The organism is Leclercia sp. EC_58, from assembly GCF_019584355.1.
In the GTDB taxonomy this organism is placed as follows: Bacteria; Pseudomonadota; Gammaproteobacteria; order Enterobacterales; family Enterobacteriaceae; genus Enterobacter.
The window spans coordinates 3,669,924-3,685,773 of sequence record NZ_VDAM01000001.1 but is presented as its reverse complement, the minus strand read 5'-3'; the positions used below and the strand labels follow the sequence as shown (position 1 = coordinate 3,685,773).

18 protein-coding genes, 1 pseudogene and 1 other annotated feature are annotated in these 15,850 nt (G+C 55.8%); of the genes and pseudogenes, 5 read left to right on the top strand and 14 right to left on the bottom strand.

Annotated elements, in window-relative coordinates; all coding sequences use genetic code 11:
* Positions 1-86: 86 nt before the first annotated feature.
* Entirely contained in the window at positions 87-1,658 is a 1,572-nt protein-coding gene (locus FHC51_RS18035; protein WP_220436266.1) for a recombinase family protein, read from the bottom strand.
* A gap of 89 nt (positions 1,659-1,747) precedes the next feature.
* Between FHC51_RS18035 and tonB the strand changes: the two genes are divergently transcribed.
* Complete coding sequence (tonB, locus tag FHC51_RS18030; protein ID WP_220436725.1) at positions 1,748-2,485, top strand: TonB system transport protein TonB; 738 nt, start codon at positions 1,748-1,750, stop codon at positions 2,483-2,485.
* A 30-nt stretch (positions 2,486-2,515) separates the two neighbouring features.
* On the opposite strand, the gene yciA is transcribed toward tonB, so the two are convergent.
* The 4 genes and pseudogenes from yciA to FHC51_RS18010 all read right to left on the bottom strand — a co-directional run.
* Entirely contained in the window at positions 2,516-2,911 is a 396-nt protein-coding gene (gene yciA, locus FHC51_RS18025; protein ID WP_103179910.1) for an acyl-CoA thioester hydrolase YciA, read from the bottom strand.
* Between the two features lie 105 nt (positions 2,912-3,016).
* Positions 3,017-3,556 (bottom strand): septation protein A, encoded by a 540-nt coding sequence (locus FHC51_RS18020; protein WP_103179909.1) that lies wholly within the window; start codon positions 3,554-3,556, stop codon positions 3,017-3,019.
* A gap of 57 nt (positions 3,557-3,613) precedes the next feature.
* Positions 3,614-4,357, bottom strand: coding sequence for a YciC family protein (locus tag FHC51_RS18015; protein WP_103822262.1), 744 nt, complete (start codon positions 4,355-4,357; stop codon positions 3,614-3,616).
* Positions 4,358-4,382: 25 nt separating this feature from the next.
* Positions 4,383-4,472: pseudogene (locus FHC51_RS18010) on the bottom strand (YkgJ family cysteine cluster protein); the annotation flags it as partial.
* Positions 4,473-4,697: 225 nt separating this feature from the next.
* Here FHC51_RS18010 and ompW point away from each other — a divergent pair.
* Positions 4,698-5,330, top strand: coding sequence for an outer membrane protein OmpW (ompW, locus tag FHC51_RS18005; RefSeq protein WP_220436265.1), 633 nt, complete (start codon positions 4,698-4,700; stop codon positions 5,328-5,330).
* A 28-nt stretch (positions 5,331-5,358) separates the two neighbouring features.
* On the opposite strand, the gene FHC51_RS18000 is transcribed toward ompW, so the two are convergent.
* From FHC51_RS18000 to trpL, 9 genes are all read right to left on the bottom strand, one after another.
* Positions 5,359-5,631 carry a YqjD family protein gene (locus FHC51_RS18000; protein WP_103179906.1) on the bottom strand — a complete coding sequence of 91 codons (273 nt, stop codon included), beginning with the start codon at positions 5,629-5,631 and terminating at the stop codon, positions 5,359-5,361.
* Positions 5,632-5,735: 104 nt separating this feature from the next.
* On the bottom strand, positions 5,736-5,969 hold the full coding sequence (gene yedF / locus FHC51_RS17995; RefSeq protein WP_103179905.1) for a sulfurtransferase-like selenium metabolism protein YedF: 234 nt from the start codon (positions 5,967-5,969) through the stop codon (positions 5,736-5,738).
* Positions 5,966-7,177, bottom strand: a complete 1,212-nt coding sequence (yedE, locus tag FHC51_RS17990; protein ID WP_220436264.1) for a selenium metabolism membrane protein YedE/FdhT — start codon at positions 7,175-7,177, stop codon at positions 5,966-5,968. The genes yedF and yedE overlap by 4 nt, the downstream gene beginning before the upstream one ends.
* Before the next feature lie 157 nt (positions 7,178-7,334).
* On the bottom strand, positions 7,335-8,144 hold the full coding sequence (gene trpA, locus FHC51_RS17985; RefSeq protein WP_156654659.1) for a tryptophan synthase subunit alpha: 810 nt from the start codon (positions 8,142-8,144) through the stop codon (positions 7,335-7,337).
* Positions 8,144-9,337: a tryptophan synthase subunit beta gene (gene trpB, locus FHC51_RS17980; RefSeq protein WP_103822257.1), complete on the bottom strand. Its 1,194-nt coding sequence runs from the start codon at positions 9,335-9,337 to the stop codon at positions 8,144-8,146. The genes trpA and trpB overlap by 1 nt, the downstream gene beginning before the upstream one ends.
* 10 nt (positions 9,338-9,347) lie before the next feature.
* Positions 9,348-10,706: a bifunctional indole-3-glycerol-phosphate synthase TrpC/phosphoribosylanthranilate isomerase TrpF gene (trpCF, locus tag FHC51_RS17975; RefSeq protein WP_220436263.1), complete on the bottom strand. Its 1,359-nt coding sequence runs from the start codon at positions 10,704-10,706 to the stop codon at positions 9,348-9,350.
* 3 nt (positions 10,707-10,709) lie between these two features.
* A complete protein-coding gene (gene trpD, locus FHC51_RS17970; protein WP_103179900.1) occupies positions 10,710-12,305 on the bottom strand; it encodes a bifunctional anthranilate synthase glutamate amidotransferase component TrpG/anthranilate phosphoribosyltransferase TrpD in 1,596 nt (531 codons plus the stop codon).
* Positions 12,305-13,867, bottom strand: a complete 1,563-nt coding sequence (locus tag FHC51_RS17965; RefSeq protein ID WP_220436262.1) for an anthranilate synthase component 1 — start codon at positions 13,865-13,867, stop codon at positions 12,305-12,307. The genes trpD and FHC51_RS17965 overlap by 1 nt, the downstream gene beginning before the upstream one ends.
* 24 nt (positions 13,868-13,891) lie before the next feature.
* Positions 13,892-13,986, bottom strand: a sequence feature (Trp leader region).
* Positions 13,963-14,007: a trp operon leader peptide gene (gene trpL, locus FHC51_RS23295; RefSeq protein ID WP_106993556.1), complete on the bottom strand. Its 45-nt coding sequence runs from the start codon at positions 14,005-14,007 to the stop codon at positions 13,963-13,965. It overlaps the preceding feature by 24 nt.
* Before the next feature lie 137 nt (positions 14,008-14,144).
* On the opposite strand from trpL, the gene rnm reads away from it, so the two are divergent.
* The 3 genes from rnm to FHC51_RS23035 form a co-directional block, all read left to right on the top strand.
* Positions 14,145-15,026, top strand: coding sequence for an RNase AM (rnm, locus tag FHC51_RS17955; protein ID WP_220436261.1), 882 nt, complete (start codon positions 14,145-14,147; stop codon positions 15,024-15,026).
* Positions 15,023-15,643: an L-threonylcarbamoyladenylate synthase gene (locus tag FHC51_RS17950; protein ID WP_220436260.1), complete on the top strand. Its 621-nt coding sequence runs from the start codon at positions 15,023-15,025 to the stop codon at positions 15,641-15,643. The genes rnm and FHC51_RS17950 overlap by 4 nt, the downstream gene beginning before the upstream one ends.
* A gap of 94 nt (positions 15,644-15,737) precedes the next feature.
* On the top strand, positions 15,738-15,850 hold a 113-nt coding region (locus FHC51_RS23035; protein ID WP_005113956.1), incomplete at its 3' end, for a transposase.

The window sequence follows — 15,850 nt, the reverse complement described above, 5'->3', positions numbered from 1 at the left end:
CAGTATCATTAGGGTTGTGGTGTTTATTTATGCACATTTGAAGGGTGAAAACGTAAAGCCGTCAGGTCATAGCGTAAAATCTCATGCTAAGAACGTTTTGTAACCGGCCTACCAGACTTCCTGAACTCTTCATCAGATGTAATGACGCTGAACATGTCGATGTCTCTGGGTGACGAGGATGATACAACTTGCTTCATTAAGTCCTGTGATAACACAGGGGATAAGTCTCTTGATTTTCCAATTACAGTACCGTTTCGAAGCGTGATTATTATCATTTCACGTTGCAACTCGATGGATTGTACGAATTTTGACAGTATGAGTTGTGCTTCTACTCTCCCTGCTTTGGTCGTCAAGTCAATCTCCGACAGGTGATGTAACGGCTTATCACTCAATGTTTCACGCTGATTGAGTTCGTCTAATTCACTTTGCATGTTACTGCGTTGAATGTTCAGTTCTTTGACCTGTTCTTTAAGCTCTGTAACATCATCCAGTTCGAGAAGCAGGGTGGTTGCCTTTTTTAACTTGCTGGTGACCAACGAGATTTGATACTCAATCTCAGCTTTTCGTTTGTCGGTGTTGTTACCATCAGACCTCTCAAGGAAGCCAACGATGTTATCAAGCATCCATTTATCAAAGGGTTTACGTTTAATGGTTGCAACATTGCAACGACCATCAGGGACATTGTTACAACGGTAGACACCTTGATAGGTTGCCTTGACGCCTGTGGGATGTACTGAGGCACCACATTGACAGCGAATGATTCCCTTAAATAGGTTGATAGTAATTGGATTGTCACTGGCTGGCGCTCTGCCAACACGATTTTTTGACAGAATCTCCTGAGCCTTATTAAAGGTGGCAATATCAATCGCTGGTTCATAGTAGTTGGGGATAGCGGGGCGGTCATTACGCTTGGATGCCGCCAGTGTTCCAACGGTTGACTCAGAGCGTAAGATAGTACGGACAGAGTGAACACTAAAGCCATTCGCTTTTTCACGTCGAGAGAATGACTTAATGTTGTTTGCCTGAAGGTAACGAGCAATGTTGTGAAGAGATTCACCAGAAAGGAGCAAATCGAAAATTGTCACAACGGTTGATGAGTGCTCGTTAAGTTTACGAGTATCAGGGTCTATCCAGCCAGGGACATTTTTAGTCAGTTGCTGTTTGCCTTCTAATGCAAGCTGTGCTCTATGCTCCCATGCAGCACTTACCTTGATTGATTTCTCTTTTGATTGCTGATGTGCGATGTGTGCGGCTATCTTCAACTGAATAGATGTATCAAGGTCATCAATATTGGTGCTGGTGTAGATTTTGCCTGATTCGAGACAAATCACATCGACACCTTTACCCGTAATGAGGTCTACAAGGCTTTCGGTATTACGTGCTTTCTGTCGGTTAAGACGGGTTTCTGATTCGACAAGTAAGACAGTTTGCCCTGACAGGTACTTACCATCCTGTATGTTTTGAAGCATTCGTCCAAAATCGCCTTTCAGATGGTGACCGTGATATGCCGATGCACCTTCATCTGAGAATTCATCGACAACTTTTGCATCAGGGTTATCTTTCAGCCATCTCTCAAATAGACCTTTCTGGCGGCGTATTGAGTCACCACGTTCTTGTGGCTTACTGCTGAAACGAAGGTATGTAATTACTTGACGCATAGTGATAGACTCGACGTAAATGATTATCAATTAGCAAAGAACCTTGAAAAACTATGGCTTATGCTACCTCGCCGAATAGCTCAAATACAATGACCCTCGATTTACCTCGCCGCTTTCCCTGGCCGACACTGTTGTCCGTCGGAATTCACGGAGCCGTGGTGGCGGGTCTGCTTTACACATCGGTACATCAGGTTATTGAAATGCCAGCGCCCGCGCAGCCGATTTCGGTGACCATGGTAACGCCTGCGGAGCTGGAGCCCGTGCAGGTCGCGCCTCCACCGGAGCCTGTTGCAGAGCCCGAACCCGAGCCGGAACCAGAACCCGAAGTTGTTCCTGAGCCGCCAAAAGAAGCGCCTGTGGTGATCCACAAACCGGAGCCCAAGCCAAAACCGAAGCCGAAGCCGAAACCGAAGCCGGTGAAAAAGGTGGAAGAGCGTCCGAAGCGTCAAGAGCGCCCGGTTGAGCCTCGTACCACCCAGCCCGTTGAGCGCGCAGCCCCGGCTCGCCCGGTCATGAACTCCGCGCCAGTTACCGCTAAGCCGGTTCCGGCGGCGCCGCCGGGTCCACGTGCGTTGAGCCGTAACCAGCCGCAATATCCGTCGCGCGCACAGGCTCTGCGTATTGAAGGGCGTGTACGGGTGAAATTTGACGTCACCGCCGACGGACGTGTGGATAATATCCAGATCCTCTCCGCGCAGCCGTCAAACATGTTCGAGCGTGATGTGAAAAACGCGATGCGTAAGTGGCGCTACGAAGCCGGTAAGCCAGGCAGTGGGCTCATCGTTAATATCGTTTTCCGCCTTAACGGCGGGGCGCAGATGGAATAATAAAAAAGCCTCCCAACTGGGAGGCTTTTTTTATGCCTGCGGTAATGCGCGCGGTTTGCCTTCGCTATCCACCGCCACGTAAATAAAGAGCGCTTCGGTGGCCTTATAGCGCTGGCCGATCGGTTCCGAAGAGACCTTCTTCACCCATACTTCAATATTGATCGATACCGAGGTATTTCCCCGTTTCACGCAACGGGCGTAACAGCAGACCACATCACCCACCGCGACAGGCCGCAGAAAGGTCATGCCATCAACCCGGACCGTCACCACGCGGCCATGGGCAATCTCTTTAGCGAGGATCGCCCCGCCCATATCCATCTGCGACATCAGCCAGCCGCCAAAAATATCGCCGTTCGCATTGGTGTCGGCGGGCATTGCAAGTGTGCGTAAAACCAGTTCGCCCTGCGGGGCGTTCGTTGTTGTCATTATGAACTCTACTTATTACGGAGGACTTCAGGCGGGATGCTACTATGATTTACTGCCGGAGAGAACAGAAGAAAAGCGCCAGGCTTATTAAGCCTGGCGGAAGGATTACTGCTTGTCGTCCTGCGGCATGTGGCGATAGATATAGATGCCGCTCAGGAGGGTGAAAATCAGCGTTAAGGCGGTCAGACCAAAGACTTTGAAGTTGACCCAGATATTCTGCGGCAGCCAGAAAGCGATATAGATATTCGCCAGACCACAGAGAATAAAGAACACCGCCCAGGCGATATTCAGGCGCGACCAGACCGCCTGCGGCAGCGCCAGCTCTTTACCCAGCATGCGCTGGATAAGCGGTTTTTTCATCACCCACTGGCTGAACAGCAGGGCACCGGCAAACAGCACGTAAATGACGGTCACTTTCCACTTGATGAACTCATCGTTGTGGAAAAAGACGGTCAGCCCGCCGAAGACGGCCACCAGCACAAAGGTGATCAGGGCCATTTTTTCAACCTTGCGGTAGCGCACCCAGCTGTAAATCAGCACGACTGCGGTGGCGACGATCAGGGCAGTGGTCGCGGCGTAAATGTCATACAGCTTATAGAAAGCAAAAAAGACAACCAGGGGTAAAAAATCAAGAAACTGCTTCATTCTTCGATTCCATCTATCAGCGATGGCCTGTACGTTCTGAACAGGCCGTCAGAAAAATTACTGGCGAATTAACGTGTACAGGCGGAACAAATAAACGAGCAAGACAGCAGAGATGAGGTTGCTCAGGGTATTTGCCACAACAGCACCGACGTTAGGCGTCAGAACGGCAAGATTGGGTGCAAACAGCAGCAGCAGAGTTTTCGCCAGCAGCCAGCTCATTACCGCTGGCGCGACCAGACGCATATTAGACCATGCCAGCCGGATACTGCTACGCATGGCGACAAAAATGCCCATGCGGTCCTGCACCATCATTACAGGGGCGAAGGCGAGCACAATCGCCAACAGCACGCCCGGCACCACAACCAGCATAATCCCTAATTGCACCAGCATGGTGGTTAAAAAGATCAGAATAAACAGCTTTGGCAGCAGCGGCGCGCTGGCACCTATCGCCCGCAGCGCGCTGACGCGTTGCCCGGCAGAGACCAGCTGGATCATCAGCAGCACGCCGCCAGCCAGAATGGCATTGCCGATAAGACCGGAAAAGGTCGAGGCCGCAGAAGCCCGCAACAGGATCTGCTGCTGTTCCGGGGTCATGTTCTGCACCATCTCAAACAGACCAACGCTGCTGGCGATTTGATCGCCTTCGCTCAGGCTGGCAATTTGCTCCTCACTCGGCGAAAAAGCATGACCAAGTACCACCGTGATAAATGCGCACAACAAGGCGATCAGTAAAAAGGTAACGAACTGATTGCGGAAAAAATTCCCCGTGTCACGGTAGACAGACTTCGCCGTGATAGACATGCACTCTCCTTGAGTATTGCAGGTGTTAATTAGCGGGCAATTGTACCCTGGATAAGTGTACGGTGGCAGTATCAAGCCTTGTATGGAAAAGCATATCTTTGTAAAGCGCCCGTAATGCGTCGCTGCCATTTTGCGCGGTTGTGGGCAAGCGGGGCGTTTTGTGTCCGAAATGGCAAAATTGATCCAGACCCTGCCTACCAATTTTTGCCAGTTGTGAAAAAAATTAATTTAGATCAATGAATGTTAAATCACTGAATTTAGTGTGATCAATGCAAGATCACTTATTAATCATTTGTAGGTATATTCCGTTCCTCAATAAAACCATAACGAGGGAATGGATATGAAAAAAGCAGCGGTGGCAGCACTGATTCTGAGTACGCTTTCCGGCGGCGCAATGGCCCACGAAGCAGGTGAGTTCTTTTTCCGTCTCGGGACGGCAACGGTACGTCCTACGGAAGGCTCGGACAATGTGCTCGGTTTGGGCGGTTTTAACGTCAGTAACAATACCCAGGCGGGGATGACCTTTACCTGGATGGCGACTGATAACGTCGGCGTTGAACTGCTGGCGGCCACGCCGTTTCGCCACAGAGTAGGTACGGGCCCAACCGGGGACATCGCCACGGTTCACCATCTGCCGCCGACGCTGATGGCTCAGTGGTATTTCGGTGATGTAGGCAGCAAGGTTCGCCCGTACGTTGGCGCCGGGGTCAACTACACCACGTTTTTTGATGAGAAGTTTAACGACACCGGTAAAGCGGCTGGCCTTTCCGATCTGAGCCTGAAAGATTCATGGGGTATGGCAGGGCAGGTGGGGCTGGATTACCTCATCAACCGTGACTGGCTGATTAATATGTCGGTCTGGTACATGGATATCGACACCGAAGTGCGCTTTAAGGCGGGGGATCAGCAGCAAAATATAAATACCCGTCTGGATCCGTGGGTGTTTATGTTCTCGGCGGGATACCGCTTCTGAAAATAAGAAGGCCCCGAGGGGCCTTTTTTTATTTACGCCCTAACAGCAGGCCAAGAACAATACCCACCGCACCCGCGGCAATCAGGCCGGTAAGGGGGTTATTTTTCACTGCGTCGGTCACATCAGTAACAACGTCGCTTGCCTGTGCAGCATATTTGCGCCCGGCACCCTTCAGCTGATGTTTTGGCGAATCAACGGCCTCGCCAAACTGCTGCTGTGCAGCACCGGCGAATTCATCCAGTTTGTTCTTCGCTTTTTCACCTGCATATTGTGCATCATTATCAAGATTTTGGTCTGACATAACGTTCTCCTTTTGTAGTCAATGTAAAGCATAGACTCAATAGGGATATCCTGGAGAAAATGGGATTAATACTTAAAAAAGGGTGGCCTGGCGCCACCCGCTTATTATTTTTGGATGAGATAGCGGATGGTCGGCCCATCCTGTTGAATATCCAGTACCGTATAGCCGTGGTTTCTGGCGTCCAGGGGAATATTGTTGATGGATTGAGGGCAGTCGCTCACCACCTCCAGGATCTCGCCCTTTTTCAGTTGCGGCATCGCCTCAAGCGTGGCAACCGCCGGGTAGGGGCAAGGTTCACCCAGCATATCGAGGCGGTAGTCGGGAACGATCGCTTTCATGCAGCTTCCTCACGAATGTCAGTTTTCATGGCAGCGCGGCGGAAGAAGCGTTTCTCCTGCGCCAGCACCAGTAAAAAGGCGACCAGCAGCAAAATGTAGGTCACCAGCAATCCACCCAGCGGGCCAAAGGTGTTGAGAAGATTAACCTTGTCCCAGTTGGTCGCCAGCGCGGGGGATAAATCATCCCACCAGTAAGCCAGCAGGGTCGAGCCAATCACATTACCCAGACCAACCCACCAGTAGTGCACCTGGCCTTCCACCGCGCGGTACATCCACCCGGTCTCGCAGCCGCCCGCCAGCACAATCCCAAAGCCAAACAGCAGCCCGCCGATCACGGCGTTCGGCCCGGCCCACATGATTTTAGGCGCGACACCCAGCTGGACGTAGCTGAAGATCCCGATGGCGCTCACCGCCATCCCGGCGATAATCGCCTTCGCCATCATGGTGCGTCCGGTGATCCACATATCGCGAAACGCGGAGGTAAAGCAGATCTGTGCCCGTTCAATCAGCAGGCCAAAGCCGACACCAAACAGCATCGCCAGCCCGAGCTTCGGCTGGTTCAGCGCGGTACAGATCGCCCAGGCCAGCATGCCGAAGAAGACCAGCATACCGAGACGAAAGCGACGACGGGCCTGATCCGGCTTCTGCGTTAATGGCGAGGCGGCGCTCACTTTTTGTATTTTGACCGGAATACGGAACAGGGGCAGCAGGGTAAAGCGCGCGCCAAAGTACGAGCCGACGGCGGTGGCGAGCGCAAAAAACCAGGCATGGAGGGAGAACTGCGGGATCCCGGTAAAGAAAGCCGCGAGGTTACAGCCCATCGCCAGGCGCGCACCAAACCCGGCGATGATACCGCCAACCACCGCCTGGGCGATGCGGATCCGGCTGTGCGGCATGCGCAGCTTGACGTTGTTGGCCCAGAGTGCGGCAGCGAAACAGCCGCCGAACATCCCGATGATCATCATGCCGTCGATGCGTGTCAGTGGGGAGCCATCAAGGTGAATGAGTTTGAAGTAACCCCACGTTTCGGTGTGAACGCCCGCCAGTTGCAGCAGCTGTCCGCCCCAACGGGTAAATTCACCCGTAACTGCCCAGAAGGTGCCGGTGATGCCAAAATAGTAGGTGGAGAGGATCCCGGCAGCGATAACGGCAGGAACAGGTGACCAGAACTTAATTAAATGAGTCTGCTTAAAATATTGCCATGACATAGTTAAGCCTCTGAACTCAGAAGGTTTAAGGAGGAAGTGTTATAAAACGTGAGGATGATACGCCTGGAAACGCGTTTGAAAAGGATTAACTGCGTTAAAGATCGAAGGGATCAATTTATGCGTGAAGCCGCCTGGTAAAAACCAGACGGCGACTCTTTTACTGCGGACGGGTTGCGGCTTTCATGGCGCTGACAAAGGCCTTCAGCTCGCTCAACATCTGTTCAGGCTTATCGACATTGTTCTCGATAATTTTGACGATTGCCGAGCCGGAAATCGCCCCGGCTGCCCCGGCACCCAGCGCCGCGGTCACCTGCTCAGGCGCTGAAATACCAAAGCCCTGCAGCGGCGGTGCGGCATTGTACTCCGTCAGTTTTTCCACCAGATGGTGCAGCGGCAGGGCGGCTTTGTTCTCCGCACCGGTAACGCCGGCGCGGGACAGCAGGTAGGTATAGCCGCGACCGTGGGAGGCGATCTGGCGCAGCAGGCTATCATCGGCATTCGGTGGGCAGATAAAGATCGGCGCAACGTTGTGCCGCATCGCCGCCTGGCGGAACGGAGCAGACTCCTCGACCGGGACATCGGCGACCAGCACGGAATCCACGCCCACGCGCGCGCACTCGGCGTAGAACTCGTCAATGCCGCGGTTAAAGACCAGGTTGGCGTACATCAGCAGGCCGATGGGCATTGCCGGGTATTTCTGACGGATGGTTGCCAGCATCTCGAAGCACTGGGTCGGGGTCACGCCTGCGGCAAAGGCGCGCAGGGTGGCACTCTGAATGGTCGGGCCATCGGCCAACGGATCGGAGAAGGGGATGCCCAGCTCCAGCGCGTCGGCGCCCGCTTCAACCAGGGCGTCGATGATTTTCAGCGACTGCTCCGGAGAGGGGTCGCCCAGCGTGACGAAGGGAACAAACGCGCCTTCCTTGCGGGCCTTAAGTTCAGCAAACACGTTATCGTAACGTTCCATCAGATTTCCCCTCGTGCTTTCAGAATATCGTGAACGGTGAAAATGTCTTTATCACCGCGACCGGAAAGGTTGACCACCAGCAGCTGCTCTTTTTCCGGGTTCTCTTTAATCATTTTCAGGGCATGGGCCAGGGCGTGGGAAGACTCCAGCGCCGGGATAATCCCCTCCTTACGGCACAGGGTCTTGAACGCCTCCAGCGCTTCGTCATCGGTAATCGAGACGTACTCGGCGCGACCGATGCTGTTCAGGTGCGCGTGCTGCGGCCCCACGGACGGGAAGTCCAGCCCGGCAGAGATGGAGTACGACTCTTCAATCTGGCCTTCGTCGGTCTGCATCATCGGCGCTTTCATGCCGAAGTAGATGCCTACGCGGCCATGCTTCAGTGGCGCGCCGTGTTCACCGGTTTCAATCCCGTGACCAGCAGGTTCAACGCCGATCAGCCCCACGCGGGTGTCGTCGATGAAGTCAGCAAACATGCCGATGGCGTTTGAGCCGCCGCCCACGCAGGCGATCACCGCATCCGGCAGGCGACCCTCTTTTTCGAGGATCTGCGCTTTGGTCTCTTCGCCGATCATGCGCTGGAATTCACGTACAATAGTCGGGAACGGGTGCGGGCCCGCGGCGGTACCGAGCATATAGTGGGCGTTTTCATAGTTACCGGACCAGTCGCGCAGCGCCTCGTTACAGGCATCTTTCAGGGTGGCCGAGCCACTGTGCACCGGGATCACTTCCGCGCCCATCAGACGCATACGGAAGACGTTCGGCGACTGGCGCTCAACGTCTTTTGCCCCCATGTAGATACGGCATTTCAGGCCGAGCAGGGCGCTGGCCAGCGCCGACGCCACACCGTGCTGACCGGCCCCGGTTTCGGCAATGATTTCGGTTTTACCCATCCGTTTTGCCAGCAGCGCCTGGCCCAGCACCTGGTTGGTTTTATGCGCGCCGCCGTGGAGCAGATCTTCACGCTTCAGATACAGGGTGGTTTTCGTCCCCTCTGTCAGGTTGCGGCATTTGGTCAGGGCTGTCGGACGTCCGGCGTAGTTTTTCAGCAGGTCGGTGAACTCAGCCTGGAAGAGCGGATCTTTTTGCGCACTCACGAACGCCTCTTCAAGCTGGCGCAGGGCGGGCATCAGGATTTGCGGCACATACATGCCGCCAAACTCACCAAAATAGGGATTTAATAATGTGGTCATCTTCTCTTCCTTAATATGCACGCAGCGTTTTGAACACCGAAGCCAGTTTGCTGGCATCTTTTATGCCCGGCTGCGACTCAACGCCTGAATTAAAATCGAGACCTGCGCAGCCCGCTTTGGCGGCTTCAACGCAGTTATCGGGGCTTAAGCCCCCGGCGAGCAGGACGTTATCCAGCTTCTCGCCCTGGAGCAGCGACCAGTCAAAACGCTGCCCGGTTCCGCCCTGGCCGTTATCCAGCACATATTTATCAACATGCTGCAACGTGCGCGGCGGCAGGTTATCGGCCACGCTCAGCGCTTTCCAGATTTGCACCTGCGGTTTTAGCCTTTCACGCAGGGCATCGATATACGCCTGGTCTTCGCTGCCGTGCAGTTGAACGGCGGCGAGGGAAAGCGCCTCTGCCGTGGCCGTCACCTGTTCGATGGCACCATTGCGGAAGACGCCCACATACTGTAACGGGGCGGCGGCGATCACTTCGCGCGCCTGCGTTTCGCTGACGTTACGCGGGGAGGCGTCAACAAAGATCAGCCCGCCGTAAATGGCGCCCGCTTCATAAGCGGCGGCAGCATCCTGTGGACGCGTCAGGCCGCAGACCTTGTTCTCCCCCAGCAACACACGACGTACCGCGGCGCTGAGATCGTCCTGCTCCATCATCGCCGACCCAATCAGGAAGCCGTTGGCGAAGTGGCTCAGCTCGCGAACCTGGGCATAACTGTTGATGCCGGACTCGCTAATCACCGTTACGCCTGCGCCCAGGCGCGGCGCCAGCTGGCGGGTGCGGTTCAGGTCGATGGAGAGATCGCGCAGGTCGCGGTTATTGATCCCGACCACTTTTGCCTCGAGGGCGATAGCGCGCTCCAGCTCCTCTTCGTTGCTCACTTCGGTCAGCACACCCATGTTCAGGCTGTGCGCGACCGCGGCAAGCTGGCGGTACTGTTCATCGTCCAGGACCGAGAGCATCAGCAGACAGGCGTCAGCCTGATAAAAACGCGCCAGCCAGATTTGATACGGGTCGATGATAAAGTCTTTGCACAAAATCGGCTGCGGCGCGATACCGCTGACGATGGGCAGAAAATCAAAACTTCCCTGAAAATATTTCTCATCGGTCAGCACCGAAATAGCCGAAGCGTGGTGCTTATAGATGGCGGCGATCTTCGCCGGGTCGAAATCGTCGCGGATCACCCCTTTCGACGGGGAGGCCTTTTTGCACTCCAGGATAAATGCGGTGCGCGCGCCTTGCAGGGCCTCATAAAAACGACGGCTGCTCGGTACCACGTCATTCTGGAAACTGGCGAGCGGCTGCTGCTGTTTCCGCGCTTCAACCCAGATGGCCTTATCGGCAACGATTTTCGCTAATACGGTCTGCATTGTTTACCCTCTTGCCGCAAGTGCGGTCACTCGGTCATAGGCTGCGCCGGAGCGCAGCACATCAATCACTTTTTGCGCGTTGACCTGTAAATCCTCTTCGCCGTGCAGACGCATCAGCATGGCGACGTTAGCGGCGACAGCGGCCTCATGCGCTGGTTCACCTTTACCTTGTAACAGGCGGGTCAGAATGTCACGGTTTTCTTCCGGGGTGCCGCCCGCAAGTTGTTCCTGGTGATACGGGGTTAAACCAAAGTCTGCTGCGTCAAGCTGGTAGTTTTTGATTTCACCGTTGTGCAGTTCGGCCACCAGCGTTGGCGCATGGAGCGAGACTTCGTCCATCCCGCCGCTGTGGACCACCGCCGCACGTTGATAGCCGAGCACCCGCAGGGTTTCGGCGATCGGCAGCACCAGTTCCGGGCTGTAGACGCCAATCAGCGCCAGCGGCGGATGGGCCGGGTTGATCAGCGGCCCAAGCACATTAAACAGGGTGCGGGTCTTCAGCTGCTGGCGCACCGGCATGGCATGGCGGAAGCCGGTGTGATACTTCGGCGCGAACAGGAAGCAGACGCCCAGCTCATCCAGCGCATCGCGGGATTTCTCCGCGTTCATGTCCAGGTTGATGCCGAAGGCGGCCAGCAAATCCGAGGAGCCGGAACGGCTGGAGACGCTGCGGTTACCGTGCTTCGCCACCTTCAGTCCGCAGGCGGCAGCGACAAATGCGCTGGCGGTGGAGATGTTGATGCTGTTACTGCCGTCACCGCCGGTACCGACGATATCCGCGAAGAGGTAGTCCGGGCGTGGGAACGGGGCGGCGTTTTCCAGCAGGGCGGTGGCGGCACCGGCAATCTCCTGCGGCTGTTCACCGCGCACTTTCATGCTCACCAGCGCGGCGGCCAGCTGCTCGGGCTTCAGCTCGCCGCGTACCACGGCGGAGAAGAGCTGGTGGCTCTCCTGCTGGCTCAGGGTCTGCGCCTGGTAGAGTTTTTCCAGAATCGGCTGCAGAGTGTTGGTCTGCTCCAGTTTTTGCAGCGCCCAGTTCAGGGTCTGCTCCAGCAGGCGAGCACCCTGGGAGGTCAGAATGGATTCCGGGTGGAACTGCATCCCGCAAACCCGGTCCGCGTCGTGACGCACCGCCATCACCATCCCGTTGTAATGGGCGTTGATGGTCAGGCCCGCCGGGATATTGCTGCCTACCAGCGAGTGATAACGCGCCACCGGCAGGGGGTTCATCAGCCCGGCGAACATCGCCTGGCCGTCGTGTTCAATGCTGGAGGCTTTCCCGTGCAGGATCTCACCGGCCTGGCCGACATAACCGCCGTAAGCCTCGACGATCGCCTGGTGGCCCAGACAGATACCGATGATCGGCAGCTTTCCGCGCAGGCGGGTCAACAGCTCCGGCATACAGCCCGCTTCACTCGGCGCGCCAGGCCCCGGGGAGAGCATCAGCACCGGGTTTTGCATGGTGGCCAGACGGTCGATTAAGGTCTGGGCCGGGACATGGTTACGGTAAATCACCACATTGTGACCGTTAGCACGCAGCTGATCCGCCAGGTTATAGGTAAAGGAGTCGATATTATCGAGCAGCAGAATGTCAGCCATCAGAAAATCTCCTGTGCGTGATGGGCAGTCGCAATGGCGCGCAGTACCGCGCGGGCTTTACTGCGGGTTTCGTCAGCTTCAGACTGCGGAACCGAGTCGAGAACGATGCCCGCGCCCGCCTGGACGGTGGCAATGCCTTCTTCAACGTAGGCGGAGCGGATCACGATACAGGTATCCAGGTCGCCGTGGGCAGTGAAGTAGCCCACCGCGCCGCCGTAGCTGCCGCGACGACGGCCTTCGGCCTCGGCAATCAGCTGCATGGCGCGGACTTTCGGTGCGCCGCTCAGGGTGCCCATATTCATGCAGGCGCGGTAGGCGTGCAGCACGTCCAGATCCTGACGCAGCTCGCCCACCACGCGGGAGACCAGATGCATCACGAAAGAGTAACGGTCCACTTTGGTTAAGTCGGCGACGTAACGGCTGCCCGGGGTGCAGATACGCGCCAGGTCGTTACGGGCCAGGTCCACCAGCATCAGGTGTTCGGACATCTCTTTCTGGTCGGTGCGCATCTCCAGCTCAATGCGGCTGTCGAGGTCGCGATCCAGGGAACCGTCGGCACGACGACCGCGCGGACGGGTACCGGCAATCGGATAGATTTCAATCTGACGGTTAGTGGCGTCGTACTTCAGGGAGCTCTCCGGCGAGGCGCCGAACAGGGTGAAATCATTATCCTGCATAAAGAACATGTAGGGGCTGGGGTTGCTCTTTTTCAGCACGTCGTAGGCCGCCAGCGGCGACGGGCAGGGCAGGGAGAAACGACGGGATGGCACCACCTGGAAGATCTCGCCTGCGCGAATGGCTTTCTGCATCTGGCGCACCACCGCGCCGTACTCGTCGTCCGTCTGGCTGACGTCGCAACGCATCTGCTCCACGTGCTGCACCGGCAGTTCCGGCGGGGCTTCGTTCATCTGCTCCTGCAGCTGGGCGATGCGCTGCTCCAGGCGCTGCTTCTCCGCCAGTAACGGGGTAAACAGACTGGCCTGAATGCGGGTGTATTTTTTCTGGTGGTCGATCACCATTAAGGTTTCTGCCAGATAGAAGCAGTAGTCCGGACAGCGGTTGCCCTGCTCCAGCTCGGGCAGCTCTTCGAAACCGGCCACCAGATCGTAGGCAAACAGCCCGCCGAAGAACATCGCTTCGCGCTCGCTTTCCGGTACGTTCACCAGGTTTTGCAGCAGGCGGAAGGCATCAAACACTGACAGAGAACAGAGGCGGGCATCTTCATCCAGCAGTTGGCTCACCGGCGGGAAGTGCAGGATCCGCTGGTCCGGGCGATGTTCGTTCTCAATGCCCGCGGGCAGGACATCGTCCAGCAGCGACAGCAGGGCCGCACCGTTTTCAGAAAGCGCCTTCAGGGTGACGGTGTTGCCCAGGGCGGTGATGCGCAGGGCGCTGTCGACCAGCAGCAGGCTTTTCAGATCGTCTTTACTGTCGATATCCGCCGACTCCAGCAGCAGCGTGGCAGGACGCGCGCCGCACACCTGATGGAACAGGGCGGTGGGATTATGGCGATACGCCGCCTCACGGGTCAGCAGTTCGAGGTTCGGTTTGGCTGTTTGCATTATGTTGTTCTCTTTATTCTGTTCATAAAAAAGCCCGCTCAGTGGCGGGCCAGGTATCTGTATGCATGACGCAGACGTACGACACTGCCCGATTATCAGGAAGTGCGCCACCAGCCATGCAGAGTGAAATGTGCGGTCATTTTCAGATACCTCGTTGAGTGAACTTGCGTACTAGTTAACTAGTTCGATGGCTTATTGTCAACCCCCGATTTCAGAATTTCACCACATGCCGTTATGATGGCGGCGCAGATATTGACGAGCAGTGACGGGAGCCGCTTTGAGCGACACGAATTACGCAGTGATTTATGATTTACACAGCCATACCCAGGCCTCCGATGGCCTGCTTACGCCTGAAGAGCTTGTCCATCGTGCCCATGAGATGCGCGTGGGCACGCTGGCCATTACCGATCACGACACCACCGAGGCCATTGCGGCCGCGCGGGCGGAAATTGCCCGCAGCGGATTGCCTCTGACCTTAATCACCGGCGTGGAAATTTCCACCGTCTGGGAAAATCACGAGATCCATATCGTCGGGTTAAACATCGATATTGAGAACCCGACCCTCTGTGCGTTCCTGGATGAACAAAAGATGCGGCGTGTACAGCGGGCAGAGATGATCGCCGAACGTCTGGAGAAAGCGCATATTCCCGGCGCGTGGGAAGGGGCCCTGCGTCTGGCGAATGGCGGGGCGGTGACCCGCGCCCACTTTGCCCGTTTTCTGATTGAAGCCGGGAAAGCAAATAACATTGCAGATGTGTTTAAAAAATATCTCGCCCGCGGGAAAACCGGATACGTTCCTCCCCAGTGGTGTACAATAGAACAAGCTATTGATGTCATTCATCATTCTGGTGGTAAGGCGGTACTGGCCCATCCGGGGCGGTATAACCTTTCCGCCAAATGGCTGAAACGTCTGCTGGCTTACTTTGCCGAACACGGCGGAGAGGCGATGGAAGTCGCTCAGTGTCAGCAGGCACCCAACGAGCGCAGTCAGCTGGCTGAATATGCCCGCCAGTATGGACTCTTTGCCTCCCAGGGCTCTGATTTTCATCAGCCTTGTCCCTGGATAGAACTGGGACGCAAGCTCTGGTTACCCGCTGGCGTCGAGCCGGTGTGGCAACTCTGGGAGCAGCCAACGCCAATTGAAGAGAGGGTAGTATGAGCCAATTTTTTTATATCCATCCTGACAATCCGCAGCCGCGTTTGATTAATCAGGCCGTGGAGATCGTGCGTAAGGGTGGCGTTATTGTCTATCCAACTGACTCAGGCTATGCGCTGGGCTGTAAGATCGAAGACAAAAACGCGATGGAGCGTATCTGCCGGATCCGCAACCTGCCTAACGGGCATAACTTCACCCTGATGTGTCGCGATCTCTCTGAGTTATCGACCTACTCCTACGTGGATAACGTGGCGTTTCGGTTGATCAAAAATAACACGCCGGGTAATTACACCTTTATCCTCAAGGGGACGAAAGAGGTGCCGCGCCGCCTGCTGCAGGAAAAACGTAAAACCATTGGGATGCGCGTGCCGTCAAACCCGATTGCTCAGGCGCTGCTGGAGACGCTCGGCGAGCCGATGCTCTCCACCTCGCTGATGCTACCGGGCAGCGACTTTACGGAATCTGATCCCGATGAGATCAAAGACCGCCTGGAGAAGCAGGTGGAGTTGATTATTCATGGCGGATATCTCGGCCAACAGCCGACCACGGTGATCGATTTAACGGAAGATGCCCCGGTTGTGCTGCGTGAAGGGGGGGGGGATGTAAAACCTTTCCTGTAATATCCATTCTTTTAGGGCCATCTATATAGCATGAATTCTGGTAATGCTGCCAACTTACTGATTTAGTGTATGATGGTGATTTTAAGGTGCTCGCGTGGCTTCCATTTCCATCAGATGTCCTTCCTGCTCCGCTACTGAAGGCGTGGTGCGTAACGGCAAAAGCACTGCCGGACATCAGCGCTATCTCTGCTCTCATTGCCGTAAAAC

Coding starts and splice junctions, on each gene's coding strand:
- yedE (WP_220436264.1), bottom strand. CDS start 7,177: ATGTCATGGCAATATTTTAAGCAGACTCATTTAATTAAGTTCTGGTCA.
- ompW (WP_220436265.1), top strand. CDS start 4,698: ATGAAAAAAGCAGCGGTGGCAGCACTGATTCTGAGTACGCTTTCCGGC.
- tonB (WP_220436725.1), top strand. CDS start 1,748: ATGACCCTCGATTTACCTCGCCGCTTTCCCTGGCCGACACTGTTGTCC.
- trpB (WP_103822257.1), bottom strand. CDS start 9,337: ATGACCACATTATTAAATCCCTATTTTGGTGAGTTTGGCGGCATGTAT.
- FHC51_RS17965 (WP_220436262.1), bottom strand. CDS start 13,867: ATGCAAACAGCCAAACCGAACCTCGAACTGCTGACCCGTGAGGCGGCG.
- FHC51_RS18020 (WP_103179909.1), bottom strand. CDS start 3,556: ATGAAGCAGTTTCTTGATTTTTTACCCCTGGTTGTCTTTTTTGCTTTC.
- trpA (WP_156654659.1), bottom strand. CDS start 8,144: ATGGAACGTTACGATAACGTGTTTGCTGAACTTAAGGCCCGCAAGGAA.
- FHC51_RS18035 (WP_220436266.1), bottom strand. CDS start 1,658: ATGCGTCAAGTAATTACATACCTTCGTTTCAGCAGTAAGCCACAAGAA.
- FHC51_RS18015 (WP_103822262.1), bottom strand. CDS start 4,357: ATGTCTATCACGGCGAAGTCTGTCTACCGTGACACGGGGAATTTTTTC.
- yedF (WP_103179905.1), bottom strand. CDS start 5,969: ATGAAAGCGATCGTTCCCGACTACCGCCTCGATATGCTGGGTGAACCT.
- yciA (WP_103179910.1), bottom strand. CDS start 2,911: ATGACAACAACGAACGCCCCGCAGGGCGAACTGGTTTTACGCACACTT.
- trpCF (WP_220436263.1), bottom strand. CDS start 10,706: ATGCAGACCGTATTAGCGAAAATCGTTGCCGATAAGGCCATCTGGGTT.
- FHC51_RS18000 (WP_103179906.1), bottom strand. CDS start 5,631: ATGTCAGACCAAAATCTTGATAATGATGCACAATATGCAGGTGAAAAA.
- FHC51_RS17950 (WP_220436260.1), top strand. CDS start 15,023: ATGAGCCAATTTTTTTATATCCATCCTGACAATCCGCAGCCGCGTTTG.
- trpD (WP_103179900.1), bottom strand. CDS start 12,305: ATGGCTGACATTCTGCTGCTCGATAATATCGACTCCTTTACCTATAAC.